Annotated in this window: 22 protein-coding genes; 14 read left to right on the plus strand and 8 right to left on the minus strand. The window is 55.3% G+C overall.

The genetic code is table 11. The features are described from left to right. Positions 1-206: 206 nt before the first annotated feature. The 7 genes from rapA to Q4579_RS15500 all read left to right on the plus strand — a co-directional run bounded on the left by rapA (position 207) and on the right by Q4579_RS15500 (position 8581). Positions 207-3122, plus strand: coding sequence for an RNA polymerase-associated protein RapA (gene rapA, locus Q4579_RS15470; protein WP_303565451.1), 2916 nt, complete (start codon positions 207-209; stop codon positions 3120-3122). Positions 3123-3223: 101 nt separating this feature from the next. Continuing rightward, positions 3224-3916, plus strand: coding sequence for a bifunctional tRNA pseudouridine(32) synthase/23S rRNA pseudouridine(746) synthase RluA (rluA, locus tag Q4579_RS15475; protein ID WP_303565452.1), 693 nt, complete (start codon positions 3224-3226; stop codon positions 3914-3916). Between the two features lie 251 nt (positions 3917-4167). Continuing rightward, entirely contained in the window at positions 4168-5970 is a 1803-nt protein-coding gene (frdA, locus tag Q4579_RS15480) for a fumarate reductase (quinol) flavoprotein subunit (protein ID WP_303565454.1), read from the plus strand. Further along, positions 5970-6728, plus strand: coding sequence for a succinate dehydrogenase/fumarate reductase iron-sulfur subunit (locus Q4579_RS15485; RefSeq protein ID WP_303565456.1), 759 nt, complete (start codon positions 5970-5972; stop codon positions 6726-6728). The genes frdA and Q4579_RS15485 overlap by 1 nt, the downstream gene beginning before the upstream one ends. Positions 6729-6730: 2 nt before the next feature. Beyond that, positions 6731-7114 carry a fumarate reductase subunit FrdC gene (gene frdC, locus Q4579_RS15490; RefSeq protein ID WP_303565457.1) on the plus strand — a complete coding sequence of 128 codons (384 nt, stop codon included), beginning with the start codon at positions 6731-6733 and terminating at the stop codon, positions 7112-7114. 10 nt (positions 7115-7124) lie between these two features. Continuing rightward, positions 7125-7502, plus strand: a complete 378-nt coding sequence (gene frdD / locus Q4579_RS15495; protein ID WP_303565459.1) for a fumarate reductase subunit FrdD — start codon at positions 7125-7127, stop codon at positions 7500-7502. A gap of 125 nt (positions 7503-7627) precedes the next feature. Continuing rightward, complete coding sequence (locus tag Q4579_RS15500; protein WP_303565460.1) at positions 7628-8581, plus strand: D-2-hydroxyacid dehydrogenase; 954 nt, start codon at positions 7628-7630, stop codon at positions 8579-8581. An 8-nt stretch (positions 8582-8589) separates the two neighbouring features. On the opposite strand, the gene djlA is transcribed toward Q4579_RS15500, so the two are convergent. Then, entirely contained in the window at positions 8590-9441 is an 852-nt protein-coding gene (djlA, locus tag Q4579_RS15505; RefSeq protein WP_303565461.1) for a co-chaperone DjlA, read from the minus strand. Between the two features lie 362 nt (positions 9442-9803). Here djlA and lptD point away from each other — a divergent pair, with 362 nt between their 5' ends. The 6 genes from lptD (at position 9804) to Q4579_RS15535 (ending at position 16592) form a co-directional block, all read left to right on the plus strand. Continuing rightward, positions 9804-12143: an LPS assembly protein LptD gene (gene lptD, locus Q4579_RS15510; protein WP_303565463.1), complete on the plus strand. Its 2340-nt coding sequence runs from the start codon at positions 9804-9806 to the stop codon at positions 12141-12143. 57 nt (positions 12144-12200) lie between these two features. Beyond that, positions 12201-13508, plus strand: coding sequence for a peptidylprolyl isomerase SurA (gene surA, locus Q4579_RS15515; RefSeq protein ID WP_303565507.1), 1308 nt, complete (start codon positions 12201-12203; stop codon positions 13506-13508). Next, the gene (gene pdxA, locus Q4579_RS15520; RefSeq protein WP_303565464.1) at positions 13495-14487 is read left to right on the plus strand and encodes a 4-hydroxythreonine-4-phosphate dehydrogenase PdxA; all 993 of its coding nucleotides are present in this window, start codon (positions 13495-13497) and stop codon (positions 14485-14487) included. Before surA ends, pdxA begins: the two co-directional genes overlap by 14 nt. Continuing rightward, entirely contained in the window at positions 14484-15296 is an 813-nt protein-coding gene (gene rsmA, locus Q4579_RS15525) for a 16S rRNA (adenine(1518)-N(6)/adenine(1519)-N(6))-dimethyltransferase RsmA (RefSeq protein ID WP_303565465.1), read from the plus strand. The genes pdxA and rsmA overlap by 4 nt, the downstream gene beginning before the upstream one ends. 71 nt (positions 15297-15367) lie before the next feature. Continuing rightward, positions 15368-15751, plus strand: coding sequence for a Co2+/Mg2+ efflux protein ApaG (gene apaG / locus Q4579_RS15530; protein ID WP_303565466.1), 384 nt, complete (start codon positions 15368-15370; stop codon positions 15749-15751). Positions 15752-15764: 13 nt separating this feature from the next. Next, positions 15765-16592, plus strand: a complete 828-nt coding sequence (locus tag Q4579_RS15535; RefSeq protein ID WP_303565467.1) for a symmetrical bis(5'-nucleosyl)-tetraphosphatase — start codon at positions 15765-15767, stop codon at positions 16590-16592. Here the strand turns inward: Q4579_RS15535 and Q4579_RS15540 are convergent. Beyond that, complete coding sequence (locus tag Q4579_RS15540; RefSeq protein WP_303565468.1) at positions 16589-17491, minus strand: LysR family transcriptional regulator; 903 nt, start codon at positions 17489-17491, stop codon at positions 16589-16591. The genes Q4579_RS15535 and Q4579_RS15540 overlap by 4 nt on opposite strands. Before the next feature lie 122 nt (positions 17492-17613). Here Q4579_RS15540 and Q4579_RS15545 point away from each other — a divergent pair, with 122 nt between their 5' ends. Then, positions 17614-18231, plus strand: coding sequence for a LysE family transporter (locus Q4579_RS15545; protein WP_303565470.1), 618 nt, complete (start codon positions 17614-17616; stop codon positions 18229-18231). Positions 18232-18279: 48 nt separating this feature from the next. Here Q4579_RS15545 and folA read toward each other — a convergent pair whose 3' ends face one another. The 6 genes from folA to rplU all read right to left on the minus strand — a co-directional run bounded on the left by folA (position 18280) and on the right by rplU (position 22108). Beyond that, entirely contained in the window at positions 18280-18762 is a 483-nt protein-coding gene (folA, locus tag Q4579_RS15550) for a type 3 dihydrofolate reductase (RefSeq protein ID WP_303565472.1), read from the minus strand. A 14-nt stretch (positions 18763-18776) separates the two neighbouring features. Further along, a complete protein-coding gene (locus Q4579_RS15555) occupies positions 18777-19250 on the minus strand; it encodes a threonine/serine exporter family protein (RefSeq protein ID WP_303565473.1) in 474 nt (157 codons plus the stop codon). After that, complete coding sequence (locus tag Q4579_RS15560; protein WP_303565474.1) at positions 19247-20026, minus strand: threonine/serine exporter family protein; 780 nt, start codon at positions 20024-20026, stop codon at positions 19247-19249. Before Q4579_RS15560 ends, Q4579_RS15555 begins: the two co-directional genes overlap by 4 nt. Positions 20027-20138: 112 nt before the next feature. Then, positions 20139-21323: an Obg family GTPase CgtA gene (gene cgtA, locus Q4579_RS15565; RefSeq protein ID WP_211646989.1), complete on the minus strand. Its 1185-nt coding sequence runs from the start codon at positions 21321-21323 to the stop codon at positions 20139-20141. Positions 21324-21516: 193 nt separating this feature from the next. Continuing rightward, a complete protein-coding gene (gene rpmA / locus Q4579_RS15570) occupies positions 21517-21777 on the minus strand; it encodes a 50S ribosomal protein L27 (protein WP_211646988.1) in 261 nt (86 codons plus the stop codon). 19 nt (positions 21778-21796) lie between these two features. Continuing rightward, positions 21797-22108, minus strand: coding sequence for a 50S ribosomal protein L21 (gene rplU, locus Q4579_RS15575; protein WP_027251813.1), 312 nt, complete (start codon positions 22106-22108; stop codon positions 21797-21799). Between the last annotated feature and the right edge of the window lie 142 nt (positions 22109-22250).

A 22250-nucleotide genomic window follows, 5' to 3' on the forward strand; every position in this document is an offset into this window, starting at 1 on the left:
GCAAAAAATGAAAATATTGTGACAATTTTCTCACTGTCTCAGCCCATCACTTAGCCCGTGACCTGGCTCCCATCATGCAGTACCATTAGCCCCCTTTTTTCCGGCGCCATTTCTGGCTTACACTTAATTTCAGTGTAGTCGATAACAATACCGCCGCCGGATAAACATTCTCCAAAATTTCAAATATTTAGAAGGTTTTCTCCACTATGCCATTTGCTTTGGGTCAACGCTGGATCAGTGACACGGAAAGTGATTTAGGGTTAGGAACCGTGGTCGCGCTTGATGCGCGTACCGTTACCCTGATGTTTGCAGCAAGCGAAGAGAATCGCGTTTATGCGCGCCATGATGCACCGGTTACCCGCGTCATGTTCAACACCGGCGATCTGGCTGAAAGTCAGGAAGGCTGGTCGCTCAAGGTCGAGCAAGTGGAAGAGCAGCAAGGGGTGCTGACCTATTTCGGAACCCGCTCGGACACCGGGGAAGAAAACGTAGCACTGCGCGAGATCTTCCTGAGCAATCAGATTCGCTTTAACAAACCTCAGGACAAACTCTTTGCCGGTCAGATTGACCGGATGGATCGCTTCGCCCTGCGTTACCGTGCCCTGACAAATCAGCATGAACAGCATAAAAGTCCGTTGCGGGGCCTGTGCGGGATGCGTGCCGGTCTGATCCCGCATCAGCTGTTCATTGCCCATGAAGTGGGTCGCCGTTTTGCACCGCGTGTGCTGCTGGCCGATGAAGTTGGCCTGGGGAAAACCATTGAAGCCGGGATGATCATCCATCAGCAGGTGCTGTCCGGCCGTGCGGAACGCATTCTGATCCTGGTCCCGGAAACTTTGCAGCACCAGTGGCTGGTCGAGATGATGCGCCGATTCAACCTGCACTTCTCTATCTTTGACGAAGAACGCTGTGTGGAAGCCATTGCTGATGCCGCCAACCCCTTTGATACAGCCCAGTATGTGCTGTGTTCTCTGGATTTCCTGCGCAAAAGCAAGCGCCGTTTTGATCAGGCGCTGGAAGCCGAATGGGATTTGCTGGTCGTTGATGAAGCGCACCATCTGGTGTGGGATGAAGACAAACCGAGCCGCGAGTATCAGGTCGTCGAAGCACTGGCCGAAACCACGCCGGGCTGCCTGCTGCTGACCGCAACCCCGGATCAGCTGGGCCATCAGAGCCACTTTGCCCGCCTGCGCCTGCTCGACCCGGATCGTTTCTACGACTACGACGCCTTTCTGGAAGAAGAACGTCAGTACGCCCCCGTGGCTGATGCCGTGTCTGAGCTGCTGGCCGGAAAACACTTGGATGACGCTGCCCGTGACACCCTGATCCGCCTGCTGCCGGAACAAGATATTGCACCGCTGCTGGACACACTGACCGGCGACAGCGAAGCAAACGAGCAGGCCGCGGCCCGACAGGAGCTGATCGACAGCCTGATGGACCGTCACGGTACCGGTCGTGTGCTGTTCCGAAATACCCGTTCTGCGGTTCAGGGTTTCCCTGCGCGCCATCTGAACCTGTATCCGCTGGCCATGCCAAGCCAGTACAGCACGGCGATGCGTGTAGCCGGGATGATGATGGGCAAAGTCAGCGAAGAAGAAAAAGTCCTGAAACTGCTCTATCCAGAAGATATCTATCAGGAATTTGAAGGCAGCGCCGCGACCTGGTGGAACTTCGATCCGCGCGTGAGCTGGCTGCTGGACTTCCTCAAAGCCAACCGCAACGAAAAAGTACTGGTGATCTGTTCCCGCGCACAAACGGCGCTGAATCTGGAACAGGCGCTGCGTGAAAAAGAAGGCATCCGCGCCACGGTGTTCCACGAAGGCATGTCGATTCTGGAACGGGACAAAGCGGCCGCCTATTTTGCACAAATCGAAGACGGCGCGCAGGTGCTGCTGTGTTCTGAAATCGGATCAGAAGGCCGCAACTTCCAGTTTGCCAACCAGCTGGTGATGTTCGATCTGCCAAACAACCCGGATCTGCTGGAGCAGCGGATTGGCCGTCTGGACCGGATCGGTCAGCAGCGGGATATCGAAATTCACGTCCCGCATCTGCAAGGCACCTCGCAGGCCCTGCTGGCACACTGGTACAACGAAGGTTTGAACGCGTTCGAAGAAACCTGTCCGACGGGCCGTGCTGTTTACGAAGCTGTTCAGCCGCAGTTGTTCAGCCTGCTGGCAAGTGAGAATCACAGTCCGGAAGCGCTGGATGAACTGATCACCGACAGTGCCCGCCTGCATTCTGAACTGCGCAGCAAGATGGAACAGGGCCGTGACCGGTTGCTGGAAATCCATTCCAACGGCGGTGATGCAGCCCGGGCGCTGGCAGAAAACATTGCGTCCAAAGACGGGGATACCAATCTGGTCACCTTCGCGCTGGGCCTGTTTGATACCGTCGGCCTGAACCAGGATGACCGCGGAGAAAACGCCCTGGTGATCACACCTTCGGAACACATGATGGTCTCCAGCTATCCGGGACTGCCCCACGACGGCTGCACCATTACGTTTGACCGCGAAACTGCGCTGTCCCGGGAAGACATGCATTTCATCAGCTGGGAGCACCCGATGATTCAAGGCGGCATCGATCTGCTGCTGTCCGAAGGCGTCGGCACCACAGCCGTTTCTCTGCTGAAAAACAAAGCGCTTCCGGCAGGAACCCTGCTGCTGGAACTGGTTTACGTGGTGGATGCTCAGGCACCGAAGCAGTCCGGCATTGGCCGCTTCCTGCCGCACACGCCGATCCGCATCCTGCTGGATGGCAAAGGGAACAACCTGTCCGCTCAGGTTGCCTTTGAAGGTTTCAACCGTCAACTGAGCCCGGTGAACCGTCACCTGGGCAGCAAGCTGGTGAACTCGGTCCAGAAAGAAATTCATGCTCTGATTGCTGCCGGTGATCAGATGGTGGAAAGCGAGCTGGACAAGGTCCGACAGGCCGCTCAGCAGGACATGGAGAGCACGCTGGGTGCAGAGCTGGCCCGACTGCAGGCGCTGAAATCTGTGAATCCGAACATCCGTGACGATGAGCTGGAACTGCTGCAAAGCCAGATTCAGGACCTGACCGGTTACATCAGCAAAGCTCAGATCCAGCTGGACTCGCTGCGTCTGATTGCGGTCAGCCACAACTGATCGCAGCCCGTCTGACCACCTCACAGGGCAGTGGGATCTCCCGGCTGCCCTGTGATACTATCGCGCCCGCCGCTTCTGCGTTCAACCTGAGAAAACTGAGCATGAATCCCTTACCGCCACTGGCCTATCACCCGCCAACGGATCCCTGGCTCGACGTCCTGTATGTCGACCGCGATATTATTGCTGTCAATAAGCCTTCCGGCCTGCTGTCCAATCCGGGACGGGATCCGGCGCATGCCGACAGTGTGATGAACCGGGTGCTGGCCGAATATCCCAAGGCACAGATTGTCCATCGGCTGGACATGGCAACATCCGGGCTGATCATACTGTCACTCAACAAAGATGCAGAACGTCATCTGAAAGCCCAGTTTCGCGATCGCCAGACCGAAAAAGTGTATTACGCGCGGGTCTGGGGTACACCGGAACCTCAGCAAGGCACCGTTGATCTGCCGCTTATCTGCGACTGGCCGAACCGGCCGATGCAGAAGGTCTGTTTTGAAGACGGCAAACCCTCGGTCACTCACTATGAGGTGCTGGAAAGCAACGGACAGAGCAGTCTGGTCCGGTTGCGTCCGGTGACGGGCCGCTCCCATCAGTTGCGGGTCCACATGCTCGCGCTGGGTCATCCGATTCTGGGAGACGGGTTTTATGCGCACGAAGCAGCCAAAGCAATGGCCCCACGCCTGCAACTGCATGCGGCTGAGCTGAGCTTTTTCCATCCGTACACCCATGAACCGCGTCATCTGTTCGCCCCCTGTGACTTTTTCCCGGACGCGCCTGAGCGCAGCCTCTGAGACCGGATCGGAGTCACTCTCATTCGCGAAGTGACTCTGTCTTCTGTCCCTCTTCCACTCTCCCTCTGAAACGTTAACTCCGTCGCACGATGACCTTCGCCTGATGGCTCAGGTCTGAAATCGGCATAAAAGCCCGAATACATCAATATTTACCGGATACGCCTCTTCTACACTCGTGTCATCCCGGTTCCCGCAAGAGCCGAATCACGAGGAATGCCCGCACACCCCGCAGGCCCTACAGGAGGATCACCGTGCAAGTCCTGACCACTGATATCGCCGTCATCGGTGCTGGCGGCGCCGGATTACGCACCGCCATTGCCGCTGCTGAAGCGAACCCTGAACTGGAGATCGCCCTGATTTCCAAAGTCTATCCGATGCGCTCCCACACGGTTGCCGCAGAAGGAGGCTCTGCTGCAGTGATCAAGGAAGAAGACAGCCTGGACAACCACTTCCACGATACCGTGAGTGGTGGCGACTGGCTGTGCGAACAGGATGTTGTGGAATACTTTGTCAATCACGCCACCCGCGAAATGATTCAGATGGAACTCTGGGGCTGCCCCTGGAGCCGGAAAGACAACGGCGAGGTGAACGTCCGCCGGTTCGGCGGCATGAAAGTCGAACGGACCTGGTTTGCCGCCGATAAAACCGGCTTTCACATGCTGCATACCCTGTTCCAGACCTCGATGAAATACCCTCAGATCAAGCGGTTCGACGAGTTCTTTGTACTGGATTTGCTGGTTGACGACGGCAAAGCGCAGGGCCTGATCGCCATTCACATGTCGGAAGGCGAATTGATCGCCATCAAGGCCAAAGCCGTGGTACTGGCGACCGGAGGCGCTGGCCGGGTATATCACTGCAATACCAATGGTGGCATCGTCACCGGCGACGGCATGGCGATGGCTTATCGCCACGGCGTGCCACTGCGGGATATGGAATTCGTGCAGTATCACCCGACCGGACTACCCGGCACCGGTATTCTGATGACCGAAGGCTGCCGTGGCGAAGGCGGCATCATCGTCAACAGACACGGTTACCGTTATCTTCAGGACTATGGCATGGGACCGGAAACGCCGGTCGGCCAGCCAAAAAATAAATATATGGAGCTCGGCCCGCGCGACAAAGTCTCACAGGCCTTCTGGCACGAACAGCAAAAGGGCAACACGATTGATCATCCGCTGGGCGATGTGGTGCATCTGGATCTGCGTCATCTGGGCGAAGACTATCTCAACGAGCGGCTGCCGTTTATCTGTGAACTGGCGAAAGCCTATGTGAATGTCGACCCGGCCAGTGAGCCCATTCCGATCCGTCCGACGGTGCACTACACCATGGGGGGCATTGAAACCGACGCTCGCTGTGAAACCCGCATTACTGGTCTGTTTGCTGTCGGGGAATGTGCTTCCATCGGCCTGCACGGTGCCAATCGGTTAGGGTCCAATTCTCTGGCTGAGTTTGTCGTGTTCGGGCGGGTTGCCGGAGAACAGGCCGTGAAACGGGCCGGGGAATTTACGGGCTGGCATGATGCGGCCATCACGCAACAGATCAAGGCGGCCGATGCCCGGATCCAGTCGCTGATGGCTCAGGAAGGGGATGAAAACTGGGCAGAAATCCGCAAGGAAATGGGGCTGGCGATGGAAGCCGGCTGCGGTATCTACCGTCAGGCCGATCTCATGCAGCAGACCATCGACACACTGGCCAAGCTGAAAGATCGCTACACACGGATCCGGATTCAGGATCAAGGCAAAGTCTTCAACACCGATCTGCTCTATGCTCTGGAGATCGGTTACAGCCTGGATGTGGCCGAAGCCATGGTGCATTCCGCGCTCCAGCGCCGCGAATCCCGCGGGGCCCACCAGCGACTGGATGAAGGTTGTACGGAGCGGGATGACACCCACTTCCTCAAACATTCGCTGGCTTTCTTTCATCCTGACGGTGCACCCCGCATTGATTACAGCGAGGTCACGATTACCAAATCCCAGCCAAAAGCACGACTGTACGGCGAAGCTGCCGAGCATGCCGCCGCCGTGCAGGCGTCTCAATCAGAGGAGCACCACTGATGTCAGCGACCGGAATTCAAACGGTGAACATTCTGCGCTATCAACCGGAGCAGGATGACACGCCTCATTTCCAGTCTTATGAGGTGCCTTTCGATGCCACCATGTCGGTGCTGGATGCCCTCAACTATGTCAAAGACTATCTGGATAAAGACCTGAGCTACCGCTGCTCCTGCCGGATGGCGATCTGTGGCTCCTGCGGCGTCATGGTCAATGGCGTGCCGAAACTGGCCTGTAAATGTTTTCTGCGGGATTATCCGGACGGCGTCACCATTGAGCCACTGGCGAATTTCCCGATTGAAAAAGATCTGGTGGTCGACATGACGCCCTTCATTGAACGCCTGGAAGCCATCAAGCCCTACCTCATCGGGAACCCTCGTCAGCCGGAAGACGGCACCAACCTGCAAACTCCGGCGCAGATGGACCTCTACAAACAGTTTGCCGGCTGTATCAACTGCGGCCTGTGCTATGCCGCCTGCCCACAGTTTGGCCTGAACCCGGCCTTCATCGGCCCGGCAGCGCTGACTCTGGCGCATCGTTATAACCTGGACAACCGGGATTTTGGCAACGCTGAACGTATGAAGCTGATCAATAGCGAAAACGGTGCCTGGGGCTGTACTTTTGTCGGCTACTGCTCCGAAGTCTGTCCGAAACATGTCGATCCGGCGGCAGCCGTCAATCAGGGCAAAATCGAATCCGCCAAGGACTTCGTGATTGCCATGCTCAAGCCGGACGGCTCACGCAACTCCGTGGAGGTCTGAACATGAGTCATCGCAAACCCTATATCCGCCCGATGGAACGGGACTGGTGGCTGCATCACCCGTTCTACCGTTTCTATATGCTGCGTGAGGCGACCGTTGTGCCGCTGGTGTGCTTTACCGTCTTGCTGGCCTGCGGCCTTGGTGCGCTGGTCCGGGGGCCGGCGGCCTGGCAAGGCTGGCTGGCGCTGATGTCCCATCCGGTGATTATCGCCATCAATCTCGTCACGCTGGCGGGCAGTCTGCTGCATGCCTTCACCTTCTTCAAGATGATGCCGCAAGTGATGCCCATCCGCCTTGGGGGCAAAGTACTGGATAAAAAATGGGTCATTGGCGCGCAGTGGACAGCCACCGCTGTGATTTCTCTGGTTGTACTGTGGTTCGTATAAGGAGCGAAACGTGAAGACATCTCATCCGGTCGATCTCAATCCAAAACGCTCAGAAGAACCCATCTGGTGGGGCCTGTTTGGTGCCGGGGGCACCTGGTTTGCCATGGTCACCCCGGTCACCATTCTGGTGCTGGGTCTTCTGATGCCGTTGGGGATCATTGATGCCGAACATTTCAGTTATGATCGCGTGCTGGCCTTTGCCACCCGTTGGGTCGGCGCCGGTTTTCTGTTTCTGACGCTGGCGTTACCCATGTGGCATGCCATGCACCGGGTTCACCACGGGTTGCACGATCTGAAATTTCACACCGGTCTGGCTGGCAAAGTGATCTGCTATGGGTTCGCCGCCTTCATGTCCGCACTGGCTGTGATTTTCCTGCTCATGCTTTAAGTGCTCCCCTTCAGCAGAGCGGCCAGCGTGTCGCTCTGTTTCCCGGCTTGCAGCCATGCCGAGGCTGGTGTTTACTGTCTGTCTTCTGACCGAAAACAGATCGCATGCAGCAAGGAGTCAGCGTGATGCAACACATTGTTTTTCTGGATCGGGATACCATTCCCAGCCAGATCCAACTCCCCCGTCCTGCCTTTGAACACCAGTGGCAGGATTACCCCGCAACCACGCCGGATCAGGTCGTTACACGACTCAAGGACGCCCATATCGCAGTCACCAATAAAGTGGTACTGGATGCCGGTATTTTGCGTCAATTGCCCCAGTTGAAAATGGTGGCGATCGCCGCAACCGGTACTAATAATGTGGATTTAGATTATTGTCGCGCGCATGGCATCGTCGTCAGTAACATCCGGGGTTATGCCACTGGCTCAGTACCCGAGCATGTCATCGCCATGCTGTTCGCTCTGAAAAGAAATCTCTTTGCCTATCATCAGGATATTCAGGCGGGCGTCTGGCAGGACAAGAAACTGTTCTGCTTCTTCACTCACCCGATTGGTGATGTGGCAGGCAGTACGCTGGGCATTATCGGCAGTGGCAGTCTGGGACAGGCGGTCGGAACACTGGCTTCCGCACTGGGTATCAGGGTGATCTTTGCAGAACGCAAAGGCGCAGCCGTCTGCCGTGATGGCTATCTGCCGTTTGAGCAGGTGCTTCAGACTGCCGATGCGATCACCCTGCACTGTCCGCTCACAGAGGCGACGACAAATTTGATTGCGGCCACGGAACTGGCCCAGATGAAACCCGGCAGCCTGCTGATCAATACAGGCCGGGGCGGATTAGTTCATGAAGCAGACTTAGTGGCAGCGCTCAAAACCGGCCCGTTGGGCGGCGCCGGTGTGGATGTGTTTACCGCTGAACCCGCAGACAATTCAAACCCGTTACTGGCCAACGCTGATCTGCCCAACCTGTTACTCACACCCCATGTGGCCTGGGGCGCTGATTCAGCCATTCAGGCACTGGCAAACCAGCTGATAGAGAACCTGGAAGCCTTTGTCGCAGGTAAACCACGCAACCGCGTCTGAGACGCGGTTTATTTGTAGCCCTTTTCTTTTTTGATCAGCTCATAAGCAGCCGTCAGTTCCTGGGCTTTCTGTTTGGCCAGCTCCATCATCTCCGGCGGCAGACCTTTGGCCGCCAGCTTGTCCGGGTGATGTTCGTTCATCAGTTTGCGGTAAGATCGTTTCAGGTCTTTCGCACTGGCGTCCTGTGCAACGCCCAGTAATTCGTAGGCATCAGCCAGTTGATCCCGGCGGGGTGCCTGACGAGGCCCACCCTGCTGCTGGGATTGCTGGCGGTAGAAACCACCGCCCTGCTGAAAACGAAACGCCGCCTCCTGCATGTGCAGACGTCGTTCCAGTTGCTGATCGGAAAATCCCAGTCCCCGGCCAATCACAAAGAGCAATTGGCGTTCTTTCGGATGCAGGCTGCCATCTGCAAAAGCTGCCTGTATTTGCAGCTCCAGGAAGAATTGCAGCAAATCCAGGCGCCCCTGTGTACTGTGCCGAACCCGGCCCAGCACATCCTGCAATGGAAAATCTTCCGCTTTCCCCTCGCGGAATGCATCCTGTGCCAGACGGCGGGCTTCACCATGCAGCTGCATTCTGTCCATGATGGCGCTGGCCACGCGGATCTCTTCCTGCGTCACCCGGCCTTTGGCTTTCGCCATATGGCCCATGACCGAAAATCCGGCATGAAAGAACTCGGCCTGACGGGACTGATGATCCGTCTGCCCGCCTGAAAAACGCCCAAAGCCACCGTCCTGATTAGCATTGCGACGGGCCTGATCGAACTTATGGCCTAAAAAGATGCCTAATAACAAACCAATAGGTCCACCAAGGAGGAAACCAAAAAATGCACCTAGAATCTTGCCCAACACCTGCATGTTATACTCTCTGGTAATTTGCTAAATTGTGCCCGCGAATGCCGTCTAATCTTATGAAAAGAGTGGACTGTCGACATGATCTCTAGCCATAAAGGCAGCCTCAGTCTGACAAATGTCTCGCGGCATCATAGCAGAAAAAATAATAATGATTTTATCCGGTCACAGACCTGTCACCCATCCATTGTGATGCTGTGGAGCAGAAATTGCTTTATCATAGCAACCTTTATCTGGGGACTTCTGGCTCGGGCCGGATACCTGAGGTTGTTGAGTTTTTGTCTGGTTGCGTCGTGGCCCGGACAAAATAGTTCAACCCCCGTTGGGTCACTTTGCGCTATATCATGAACACAGGAATTTAAATCTCAATGTCTTTCACTTCCCGCAGTTTATTGGCGACCATGATCAGCATTGCTTTATATGGCCCGTCAGCATTCGCCAATGATGCCCTCATTGAGAAGGAAACCAGCCCGACGGCCGAGGATGAACTGGCTCTGGTTCGAGGCATGTGCCTGACACCGGATCCCAGCGAAGGGGACCCGAACAACGCCCCAATCCGTATCTCCGCCGATCAGGCCGAAGCATCAAGCGGAGAGAGCGTCACATACTCCGGCGATGTCGTGATTCGACAATCCAACCGCACGGTTGCCGCCGATATTGCCACCATGAACCAGCGCAAGAATACCGTCAGCGCCGAAGGCAATGTTTACTTCCATGATGGCACCATCGAAGTGTATGCCGATAACATGCACAACAACCTGGATACCGATGATGCCGAGATCAACAACGCCGTCTACAGCCTGACCTGCGAAGCCGGCCGTGGTGAAGCGACCAAAATCGAAAAAGAAGGCATGACCTACTACCGGTTGCGGAACGGCACCTATACCACCTGTCCGCCCGGCGACAAAAGCTGGCAATTCACCGCCACCAGTATTGAGCGCGAAGCCGATTCACCGTTTGCCGATTTGTACAACGCCCGCTTCGAAGTCCTCGATGTGCCGGTATTTTACATGCCTTACCTGCGGGTGCCTGTCGGCGATGAGCGCCTGACCGGCTTTCTGTATCCGACCGTCAGCTACGGCTCCCGCGATGGTTTCGAACTGGAAACCCCGTTCTACTGGAACATCGCGCCAAATTACGATCTGACCCTGACACCGAAGTACATGAGTAACCGCGGGGTGCAGCTCAAAAGCCATTTCCGCTATCTGACCGAATTTGGTCAGGGCGGCCTGAAAGGCGAATATCTGCCAGACGACAGTGCAGCCAGCGACAACGATCCGCGCTGGGCCTTCAACTGGTCCCACAGCGGTACTTATGATGAGAACTGGATTTTCCATGTTGATTACAGCAAAGTCAGCGACGTAACCTATTTCTCGGATGTTGATTCTGACATCGGCCGTCGTGAAGACAACAACCTGCTGCAAACCGGCGAAGTCTCCTACCGGGATTACAATTGGGATTCAACCCTGCGGGTCCGGAACTTCCAGCCGCTGACACCCGGGGTCTCTTCCAACTATCGCCTGATGCCGCAGCTTGAATTCAACTACTACGAGCCAGAGCTGGGTTATGGTCTGGACTTTGGTTTGCTGAGCCATATCAGCCGCTTTGAAAATGATGATCCGAGTAAGCCATCGGCAGACCGGGTTCACCTGGAGCCGTCGCTGACGCTTCCCTATGCGACACCGTGGTGGTCGATGACCACAGAAGCCAAGCTGATGTACACCTATTACAATCAGGAATTCGACCCAACCGTAGTCGGCCTGGAAGATCTGGATGAAACCGCGACCCGAACCGTGCCCAGCCTGCGCATGCTGACCGGCCTGTACTTTGAGCGGGATACCGATCTGTTTGGCAGCGACTACACCCAGAGCCTGGAGCCACAACTTCAGTATCTGTATGTGAAAGATGTCGATCAGAGCGATATTTACGGCGCTTATGACACCACGATTTTGCAGACCGATTACTATGGCCTGTTCCGCGAACGCCGCTATTCCAGCGTGGACCGGATTGCCGCAGCCAACCAGTTTACCGTCGGGGCCAGTACCCGGTTCTTCGACAACGATTTAAAAGAGCGTTTCAACCTGTCATTTGGTCAGATCTTTTATCTCAATGATTCCGGTCGTAATCTGCAGGAAGAAGGCGAATCCCAACCGAACTATTCGGCATCCGCCTTTGAGTCAGACTTCAACTATAACGACTGGTTATTCTTCCATGGCAGTCTGCAGTATGACGCCAGCGAAAAAGACATGCAGTTTGCCAACGCGGCGATGGAATACCGGGAAGGCGGCCTGTTTAGCCAGCTCAACTATCGCTATGTCTCGAAAGAGTATATTCAGCAGAGTCTGCCGGATAATAATCAGATCGATAATTACACACAGGAAGGGATTTCTCAGGTCGGCTTCTCGACCGGTTTCCCGATCCATGCGGGTCTGAGCATCCGGGGGGATTACTACCATGACCTCACGGAAAATCAGATGGTGGAAGGACAGATCTCCCTCAACTACCGCTCGGACTGCTGGATGATTACGCTGGGTTACAACGAATACATGGTGGCGCGCAGCAATGTGAACACACAACCGGTTGAGTACGAGCAGAACTTCAGTATCTCGTTCTCGCTGCTGGGTCTGGCTGGCGCACCGGCGGTCGGCGCTTCCAGCGCCAGTGGCAATGCCATCGGTTATGGTCGTCCATTCTACCTGAATAACTAAACAGGACGGGCCATGGCCCGTCCTCACCAACTGCGCATGATGCGCCTGGATACGGATATGAAAATGTGGAAGTCTTTTCTTGTTGGCCTGTCCCTGTTAGGCCTGACCACCAGCTCTCTGGCGGCCATTCAGCCTCTGGATAAAGTCGTCACCATTGTGAACGAAAGCGTGATTCTGCAAAGCGATGTGGATGCCATGCTGAAAACCGTCCATCTCAATGCCGCCCAGCAGGGCCAGTCATTGCCGGATGACAGTGTTCTGATCAATCAGGTGATGGAAAAGCTCATCATGGAAACCCTGCAGCTACAGCAGGCAGAACAGTTCGGGATCCGCATTGATGATAACCGTCTGGATCAGGCGATCGCTCAGATCGCCGCTGAGCGAAATATGTCTCTGGCACAGCTACAGCAGGAACTGGCCAGCAATGGCATCAGCTATCCTATGTTTCGCGAGCAGATCCGCCGGGATCTGACCGCCAGTGAAGCCCGCACCATCATGGTTCGCCGCCGGATCAATATACTGCCACAGGAAGTCGACAACCTCGCGACGCAGCTGAACCAGCAGCAACAGGAAGGGGTGCAGTACAATGTCAGCCATATTCTGATCCGTCTGGACGAAGGCGCCAGTCAGACTGACCGTCAGCGCGCAGAAGGCAAAGCCCGCGATCTGGTCACCCAGCTCAATCAACCGGGTACTGATTTTGCCAATCTGGCTTACAGCGCCTCCAACGGCCCGAAAGCCTTGCAGGGTGGAGCCTGGGGCTGGATGAGCCCGGAAGAAATGCCGACGATTTTCGCCGATCAGATCCATGGGCAGGGGAAAGGTGCTATCATAGGGCCATTCCGCAGTGGTGTGGGTTACCACATTCTCAAAATCAATGATGTGAAGGGTCTGGAGACTATCTCCGTCACGGAAGTGAAAGCCCGCCACATCCTGCTGAAAACCTCCGTCATCCTCAGTGATGAAGGAGCGAAAAAAGAGCTGGAGCAGGTTCGCCAGGATGTCCTGGCCGGTCGTCGCAATTTTGCCGATGCCGCACAGGCACTGAGTGCTGATCCGGGTTCTGCCGTCAATGGCGGTGACCTGGGCTGGCAAACCCCTGACATTTATGTCCCTGAATTCAAAGCGCAGGTCGAATCCCTGCCGGAAGGCACCCTCAGTGAACCGTTTAAGACGGTCCACGGCTGGCATATTGTTGAAGTGCTGGATCGCCGTCAGGTGGATCGCACCGATGCCGCGGTAAAAAACCGTGCCTACCGGATCCTCTTCAGCCGGAAGTTTAATGAAGAAGCTCAGGCGTGGCTGCAGGAATTGCGGGCCGGCGCCTATATTGAACAACCAGGATATGATGATGAACAAGGTTAAACGTATTGCCGTCACGCCGGGGGAACCGGCGGGAATAGGCCCGGATCTCGTGGTGACGCTGGCACAGGAAGTCTGGCCGCACGAGCTGGTCGTTTGTGCCAGTGCCGAGCTCATGGCAGAACGTGCAGCCGCGTTGGATGTCCCACTGGAAGTCATCCGTTATGATGCCAGCCGTCCGGCTGTGCCGCACCGGCCGGGCACCCTGCTCGTCGCCGATCGCCCGCTGGATGCGCCGGTTGTACCGGGCCAGCTGAACGAACGCAATGGCCACTACGTGCTGGAAACATTGCGCCGTGCCGCCGAAGGCAATATGGATGGCGAATTTGCAGCGCTGGTCACCGGACCGGTACACAAAGGCATTATCAATCAGGCAGGTGTGTCCTTCAGTGGCCACACCGAATTTTTTGCCCAGCAGGCGCAATCGAATCAGGTTGTGATGATGCTGGCAACCGAAGGATTACGGGTGGCGCTGGTCACCACGCATATCCCACTGGCGTATGTGGCCAAGGCCATCACCCAGGACAGAATTCATCAGGTCCTTCGTGTCTTGCACGCAGATCTGAAAAGCAAATTCGGCATCAAGACGCCGAAAATTTACGTCTGTGGTCTGAATCCCCATGCCGGGGAAGACGGTCACCTGGGCCGGGAAGAGATCGATGTGATCACCCCGGCACTCAATGTCCTCAGAGAAGAGGACGGCATGCATCTGGTTGGCCCGTTGCCAGCCGATACAATTTTCCAGGGCAAGTACCTGGCCGAAGCTGATGCAGTACTGGCGATGTACCACGATCAGGGCTTACCTGTCCTGAAATTCAAAGGTTTTGGCAATGCCGTCAACATTACGCTGGGGCTGCCTTTTATCAGAACTTCAGTAGATCATGGTACTGCACTGGAACTCGCAGGTACCGGACAGGCGGATACTGGGAGCCTCAGGACAGCGCTGACCCACGCCATCGAAATGGTAGACAAACAACAATGAGCAGTGATCAGGTCCATCTGGGCCACCGCGCCCGTAAGCGCTTTGGCCAGAACTTCTTGCACGACGAGTACATCATCGACAACATCGTCGCCGCGATTAATCCGAAACCAGGCCAGAATCTGGTAGAAATCGGTCCGGGCCTGGGTGCTCTGACTGAGCCTGTTGGCAAACAGGTCGATAAATTTACCGTGGTCGAGCTTGACCGTGATCTGGCTGAGCGTCTGCGCCACCATCCGGTTCTGGCCAGCAAGCTAACGATTCATGAAGGCGATGCTATGCGCTTCGACTTCACGCAGTTGATCAAAGAAAACAACAAGCTGCGGATTTTCGGAAACCTGCCTTACAACGTTTCCACACCGCTGATGTTCCACCTGTTCACTTTCCATGAACATGTAGAAGACATGCACTTCATGCTGCAAAAAGAAGTGGTGAACCGTTTGGCCGCAGGTCCGGGCAGCAAAGCTTATGGTCGTCTGACCGTGATGGCTCAGTACTATTGCAGAGTCATGCCGGTACTGGAAGTGCCGCCAAGTGCGTTTAAACCAGCCCCCAAAGTCGATTCTGCCGTGGTTCGGTTAACACCATATGAGACCTTGCCGCATCCGTGTACTAACCTGAAATGGCTGGATCGCGTGACGCGCGAAGGATTTAACCAGCGCCGTAAAACCATCCGGAACTGCTATAAGTCTCTGATGGATGCAGAAACGCTGGAACATCTGGGGATCAATCCGGGCGCTCGTCCGGAAAACCTGACTCTGGAACAGTTTGTGGCCATGGCGAACTGGCTGGATGCCAACCCAACCCACTAAACAGCGTGTGCCGGACCCCATGTCCGGCCTTTTTGCAATAGGGTAAAGTCGTTTCGAAAGGAAGCTGCAAGGTGAACAAGAAATCAAATCCAACCATCAAATGCCGCGTCATCACTCACTATATTGATGACCAGTCGGAACCAGAACAAGATCGCTACGTCTTTTCTTACACCATTACTATCTGCAATCTGGGCCAGGGCAATGCGCAATTACTGCGTCGTCGCTGGCTGATCACAGATGCCAATGGCAAGAAACTGGTCGTAGAAGGTGAAGGGGTCGTCGGTGAGCAGCCCACCATTGCTGCCAACGATGAATATACCTATACCAGCGGGACCATCATCGAAACCCCACTGGGAGTGATGGAAGGCCATTACGTCATGATCGACGAAGATGGCAACGAGTTTCAGGCAGAAATCTTACCTTTCCGCCTCGCAATTCCCAATATTCTGCATTAATCACAGGGCATGCATGGCGACTTATCTGGTCGGTGATATTCAGGGCTGTTACCGTGAACTGTGCGCCTTACTGGCGCACGTCGGGTTCAGCGAAAAAGAAGATGAGCTCTGGCTGGCGGGCGATCTCGTCGCCCGCGGGCCGGATTCTCTCTCGACCCTGCGTCTGGTGAAATCGCTGGGCAGCAGTGCCACCAGCGTGCTGGGTAATCACGATTTGCACTTACTGGCTGTGGCCCGAGGCATCGGCAAAGCCAAGCAAAAAGATCAGATTGATCAGATTTTGCAAGCCAGCGACAGCGATGCATTGCTTGACTGGCTCAGCCGCCAGCCTCTGCTGGCCGAACATCCCACACACCCGGTTGTCATGGTCCATGCCGGTATCCCCCCGCAATGGCAGCTCGACGATGCCCGACGCTGCGCGCGCGATGTCGAAGCCATGCTGCAAAGCGAGCACCAGCAATGGCTGCTGAGCAATATGTACGGCAATGAACCTGACCTGTGGGATCCTGCGCTGCCCGGGCTGGACAGATTGCGCTTCACCATCAATGCGCTAACCCGGATGCGCTACCTGTATCCCGATGGTCGGCTGGAGATGCATTGCAAACTGCCTCCGGGCGAGCCAGGCACAGATCACCTGCTGCCCTGGTTTCAGTTTCCCCGCACACAACCGCTGGGTAAAACCATTATTTTCGGTCACTGGGCCTCACTGATGGGCTATCAGGATGACAAGGCGATCGGACTGGACACCGGCTGTGTCTGGGGCCATCAGCTCACCATGCTGCGCTGGGAAGACCAGCAACGTTTTGAACAGACCCGACTCACCAACTCAGTTGACCACTAAGGGCGAGCGGGCAATGAAGCCATCACACCCGCTGCCGTTTCCTGAAAAGCCCGACGCAGCCAGTCCAGCAAAGCCACAACCCGCTCATCGCCCTCGATCGCATTCGGTGAGAGCAGACAATAAGACGAGCCGTCCGGCGTAAATCCGAACGGGGCGGCCAACTGTCGGTTTTTGATATCACTGCCCACCATGTAAACTGACCCCAGACCACAGCCGCTGCCGGCGTAGACCGCCTCAAGCATAATGTAGAAATGTTCAAACCAGATCTCATCCCGGACAGGGACAATCTGATGTGAGCGCTGCTGCCAAACCTGCCAGGCACTGGGCCGGGTTTGGCTATGCAGCCGTGTCACCGGCTCGGTGTCGGATGCACGCTGCTCCCACTGTTCAGTCAGCATCACCGGGCCGGTGAGCTCAGGAGCAATGATGGCGGCGTGATAGTTCGGACTCCAGCTGAAATCGTCCCGGCGGATTGCAATATCGGCCTGGCTGTGCAAGAAATCAATCGGCCCACCGGATGCGCTCAGGTGCAGCTCTATCTCTGGGTGCCGGGACTGGAAGTCCGCCAGACGTGGGATCAGCCACTTCATCATGATCGTCGGTTCGCAAGAAACCACTAATGGAGACCGGGTGTCCGGTGCTTTCAGCGCTTTCAGCGTTTGCTTGAGAATATCAAACATTTCCTGACAACCAGCCTGCAACTGCTCGCCCTGTGGCGTCAGAAAAATGCCCCGGTTTCTCCGCTCAAACAATTGCAATCCCAGCGTCCCTTCCAACTGTGTCATCTGCCGGCTGACTGCAGATTGCGTCACGCACAATTCATCCGCAGCTTTCACCAGACTTTGATGCCGCGCAGCAGCTTCAAAGACACGCAGGGCATTGAGTGAAGGTAATTTCATGATCGTTGAGTTTTCCGCAAGTATTCATTGAGAAGTTATCAATATTCAATGTACAGAATTTACAGAACAATATGACGAAATCAACTGAACAATAACTTGAATATTTGTAAAGGAAATCTGAAATGACCGAAGTTTTTGCCGTTGTCATGATTACTGTGCTGGCCGTGATCAGCCCTGGTGCTGATTTTGCCATGGTCACCCGGAGCAGTTATCTGTGTGGCCGGAAAGCGGGATTGCTGGCCGCTCTGGGTATCGCTGCCGGCGTGTTGATTCATGTCGGCTACACCATGCTCGGGGTCGGTATCCTTATCGCCACCTCCCCGGTTTTGTTTGCGGCCATCCAGTATCTCGGGGCGGTGTATCTGATCTATATCGGGTTCAGTACGCTGCGCAGCAGAACCCACTTAGCGGCCGCTGAAGACACGCCACTGAACCCTTCAGGTTTTGCTGCATTCAGACAGGGATTGATGACCAATGCGCTCAATCCGAAAACCACCCTCTTTGTGCTCAGCACGTTTACGCAAATGGTCAATCCGGACACCCCGGTATGGGTCCAGCTGGCTTATGGACTCTTTATGGCGGGCGCACATGGGGTCTGGTTCAGCCTGGTGGCGATGTTCTTTTCTCAGGCATCCCTCAGAACCGCCATGCTCAGTCGCCAGGGCATGATCAACCGAACCATCGGCAGTATTCTGATGCTGCTGGGAGCTTCATTGGCGCTGGCCCCCATGGCCGGATAATTCACATCGGCCCGTGTTCACACACGGGCCAAATCGCATGCAGCAGGGTTACTCACGCTCGAGTACGATAAATTCCATGTCATGCGCGTTTTTTTCGTCTGCCGCATAGTGCTCGCTGTAAACCTGCTTCCAGCCCTGCCCCCAATCTGGAAAACAGGTATCACCCTCAACCGTCAAATCAATCAACGTCAGATACAGCGCATCGGCCATCGGCAGGCATTCAGCATACACACTGCCACCGCCAATGATCATCAACTCTTCAACCGCGCCTGCCGCCACTTGGGCAGCGTGAAGATCAGTCACCACCGTTACCCCTTCCGCACGATAATCCGGGTTGCGGGTGATCACGATATTATGACGACCCGGCAAAGGACGACCGATGGACTCAAACGTTTTGCGTCCCATCACAATGGGTTTCCCCAGCGTCACTTTTTTAAACCAGGCGAAGTCAGCCGGTAAATGCCAGGGCATCGCGTTATCTTTGCCAATCACTCTGTGCTTTGCCATCGCGGCGACCATACTGATTTTCACGCGTCTCACTCCTTTTAAATCACTGGTCGGCGACGATAAAACATTAGGCCGGGCATTGCCAGTCCAATTGCAAGGGCTGCCACAGTAAAGGCTGCAGTGATCCCGTTTTCCGCCATGCGTTGCCAGATCTCGGGGGAGAAACCATGCTGATTCAGATCCACCAGGGCAATCATGGTTTTAAACGCATAAACGCCGGGCACCATGGGGATCACCGCCGCCACAGTGAACACATGCGGCGGTGCCAGCAATCTGCGCGACCAGATGATACCGGTTGTACCCACCAGCAAAGCTGCGAAGAAACTCGCCCATTCAATCGGCATCCCGTGGTGCATCAGCACGAACCGGCAACCGTGACCCAGTGCCCCCGCCATGGCGCAGTATTTCAATACCCTCACAGGCACGTTAAATACCATGGCAAACCCGACGGCCGGAATCGCAGCCAGAACCATATCTGCAGGCAGTGCAAAAAGCCATTGCAGTCCAGTCATGACAGCCACCCCCAGACGTTCAGCAGATTCATTGCCGCAACAATGCCGAGGCTGGTCGACAGCGTCAGTAAGCTGGCCATCACCCAGCGGGAAATCCCCAGATTCACAAAACCGGATACCATATCAGCCACAGCATTAATCAGTGGAAAACCGGGCACCAGTAACAGCACGGACGAGGCCATGGCCAGAAAGGGCTCATTCCCCAGCGCAAATAAAGGAGCAGATGCCGATACCGCGGTCGCCACAAACGCAGCAGCAGCAAAAGTCAGCAGTGGGTTAAAGTGATGATGCGCCATCCAGAGTCGCAAGGCCATGGCAGCAGAGGCGGCAATCAAGGTGATCAGCGCCAGGATCCAGTCGCCCCCCGCCAGCAGGCAAAATGCGGCGCAGGACAGACCGATCATCAGAATCACTCCCAGCGGCGGATAACGCTGAGGCTGGATCGCCGCCAGACGTTTTGCCATGCTATCCGGATCCAGCAGCCCTTTTTCCGCCATGATGCACAGGTGGTGGATCCGGATCACCACCGCCATATTGATCCCGTGATCCCGGCAGCGGCGTGTGGTCGTCAGACAATGCCCTTCAACATGGACGGTCACCACAATGGCATTCGCGGTCAGCGCAATATTGACCTCGTGCACACCCAGTGCCAGCCCCACACGTTGACTGACATCCACCACGACCGCAGATTCCGCGCCATGCTGTAATAACCGCTGGCCGACCTGTGCGACAATCCGGGCGATATCCCGTTCCATTTTCAGTGTGACTGGCTGCATCCTGACTCCCTCTGCTTCCGTGCTTGCTGTGCATTATCGCTGCTCAGAGAAAATTCAATTTGATGGGGCACAAAAAAACCGCTCCTGAGAGCGGTTTTCAGATCAACGGCCGTTATGGCTTGTAAATGATTTCGACATCATAGTCGTCTTCATTCCAGTCATCCCAGTCGTCGTCATCATCGTCATCGTCTTGCTTGGCATTTTTCTTCAGCTGCTGCTCGTGGTAGTCATCCCACTTGAAGTCGACTTTCTTGGTCTCTTCGACTTCTTCCTCTTCCTCGACGATTTGAGGAATGGAAGCAATCAGATCCATCAGCTCATAAGTCAGCGGCTTGATGCCGGTCCGGTTCAGGGCAGAGATACAGAAATACTTGTCTTCCCATGCCAGCGCTTCCAGCACTTCCTGGATCTTTTCCTGCGCTTCTTCTTCCGGCAGCAGATCCACCTTGTTAAAGAGGATCCAACGCGGCTTGTTCACCAGCTTCTCGCTGTACTGCTCCAGCTCATTGAGGATCGTAAAGGCATTCTCAACCGGATCCGAGCCGTCCGCCGGCAGTAGATCGATCATGTGCAGCAGCACGCGGCAACGCTCCAGGTGCTTCAGGAAGCGGATCCCCAGACCAGCACCGTCAGCAGCCCCTTCGATCAGGCCCGGAATGTCGGCCACCACAAAGCTACGCTCGCTATCCACACGTACCACACCCAGGCTTGGGACCAGTGTGGTAAACGGATAATCCGCAACTTTTGGCTTCGCTGCAGAAACCGCACGAATGAAGGTCGATTTACCCGCATTCGGCAAGCCCAGCATCCCTACGTCAGCCAACAGCAGCAGCTCAAGGCGCAGATGACGAATCTCACCCTTGGTGCCCATGGTTTTCTGGCGTGGTGCCCGGTTTACGGACGATTTAAAGCGGGTGTTGCCCAGACCATGGAAACCACCTTTGGCCACCATGATTTTCATGCCGTGTTTGGTCAGGTCGGCAATCACCTCACCGGTCTCTTCATCCACCGCTCGGGTTCCCACCGGTACAGACAGAACACGGTCGTTCCCGCGCTTACCGGTACAGTTGCCGCCACGGCCATTTTCACCGCGCTCCGCCGCATGAAAACGTTCGAAACGGTAATCGATCAGTGTATTCAGGTTCTCGTCCGCCAGCAGATACACATCGCCGCCGTCACCACCATCGCCGCCATCAGGGCCGCCTTTCGGGACATACTTTTCGCGACGGAAGCTGACAGTACCGTTACCGCCGTCACCTGCATCCACCCGGATTACCGCTTCATCTACAAATTTCATCTTATTCTCCGCACTCTGGCGCTCACGTCGTCAGTCACGGGCATACGCCGCCTGACTGTCTTTATTGTAATACCAATCGGAATAATTCTCAGGGCAAGGCATTGCCCACTGGCAGCGAGGATGAGGCCACCCTGCTCCATAACAAAAAGCCCCGCCAATTGGCAGGGCTTTCACGTTCTTCACGAAACTGAACTTATTCAGCAGATTCGATAGAAACGAATTTACGGTTTTGTGGACCTTTCACTTCGAACTTCACTTTGCCATCAGTCAGAGCGAACAGAGTGTGGTCTTTACCCAAACCTACGTTAGTACCAGCGTGGAACTTAGTACCACGTTGACGAACGATGATGTTACCTGCCAGAACAGATTCGCCACCGAAACGCTTAACACCTAGGCGTTTACTTTCTGAATCACGGCCGTTACGAGTAGAACCGCCAGCTTTTTTGTGTGCCATCTCTAAACTCTCCTAATTCTTAAGCGCTGATGCCAGTGATTTTGACTTCAGTGAACCACTGACGGTGGCCCATTTGCTTACGAGAATGCTTACGACGACGGAACTTAACGATTTTTACTTTATCGCCACGACCGTGTGTCACAACTTCAGCAGTCACTTTACCACCCGCAACGAATGGTGCACCAACTGTTACTTCTTCACCGTTAGCAACCAGCAGAACTTTGTCGAATTCAACGTTCGCACCAGTTTCAACGTCCAGTTTTTCCAAGCGTAAGGTCTGGCCTTCGCTCACTCGGTGTTGCTTACCACCACTTTGAAAAACAGCGTACATGTCTTACTCCGCTTATCCGCATAGGCCACTTGCCACGGCAAAATTTGGGCAATGGGTATGCGCTTAATCTTGTCATCAATAGGGCGCGAATATTACTGGAAATCGCGCTGCTTGGCAAGCCGTTGGCTAAAGAAAAATGGCG

The organism is Photobacterium sp. 1_MG-2023 (assembly GCF_030547945.1).
GTDB lineage: Bacteria > Pseudomonadota > Gammaproteobacteria > Enterobacterales > Vibrionaceae > Photobacterium.

Bases quoted from the DNA above. Each gene is read 5' to 3' on its own strand.
- rapA (WP_303565451.1), top strand. From the start codon at position 207: ATGCCATTTGCTTTGGGTCAACGCTGGATCAGTGACACGGAAAGTGAT.
- rluA (WP_303565452.1), top strand. From the start codon at position 3,224: ATGAATCCCTTACCGCCACTGGCCTATCACCCGCCAACGGATCCCTGG.
- Q4579_RS15485 (WP_303565456.1), top strand. From the start codon at position 5,970: ATGTCAGCGACCGGAATTCAAACGGTGAACATTCTGCGCTATCAACCG.
- frdC (WP_303565457.1), top strand. From the start codon at position 6,731: ATGAGTCATCGCAAACCCTATATCCGCCCGATGGAACGGGACTGGTGG.
- Q4579_RS15500 (WP_303565460.1), top strand. From the start codon at position 7,628: ATGCAACACATTGTTTTTCTGGATCGGGATACCATTCCCAGCCAGATC.
- djlA (WP_303565461.1), bottom strand. From the start codon at position 9,441: ATGCAGGTGTTGGGCAAGATTCTAGGTGCATTTTTTGGTTTCCTCCTT.
- lptD (WP_303565463.1), top strand. From the start codon at position 9,804: ATGTCTTTCACTTCCCGCAGTTTATTGGCGACCATGATCAGCATTGCT.
- surA (WP_303565507.1), top strand. From the start codon at position 12,201: ATGAAAATGTGGAAGTCTTTTCTTGTTGGCCTGTCCCTGTTAGGCCTG.
- pdxA (WP_303565464.1), top strand. From the start codon at position 13,495: ATGAACAAGGTTAAACGTATTGCCGTCACGCCGGGGGAACCGGCGGGA.
- rsmA (WP_303565465.1), top strand. From the start codon at position 14,484: ATGAGCAGTGATCAGGTCCATCTGGGCCACCGCGCCCGTAAGCGCTTT.
- Q4579_RS15535 (WP_303565467.1), top strand. From the start codon at position 15,765: ATGGCGACTTATCTGGTCGGTGATATTCAGGGCTGTTACCGTGAACTG.
- Q4579_RS15540 (WP_303565468.1), bottom strand. From the start codon at position 17,491: ATGAAATTACCTTCACTCAATGCCCTGCGTGTCTTTGAAGCTGCTGCG.
- Q4579_RS15545 (WP_303565470.1), top strand. From the start codon at position 17,614: ATGACCGAAGTTTTTGCCGTTGTCATGATTACTGTGCTGGCCGTGATC.
- Q4579_RS15555 (WP_303565473.1), bottom strand. From the start codon at position 19,250: ATGACTGGACTGCAATGGCTTTTTGCACTGCCTGCAGATATGGTTCTG.
- Q4579_RS15560 (WP_303565474.1), bottom strand. From the start codon at position 20,026: ATGCAGCCAGTCACACTGAAAATGGAACGGGATATCGCCCGGATTGTC.
- cgtA (WP_211646989.1), bottom strand. From the start codon at position 21,323: ATGAAATTTGTAGATGAAGCGGTAATCCGGGTGGATGCAGGTGACGGC.
- rpmA (WP_211646988.1), bottom strand. From the start codon at position 21,777: ATGGCACACAAAAAAGCTGGCGGTTCTACTCGTAACGGCCGTGATTCA.
- rplU (WP_027251813.1), bottom strand. From the start codon at position 22,108: ATGTACGCTGTTTTTCAAAGTGGTGGTAAGCAACACCGAGTGAGCGAA.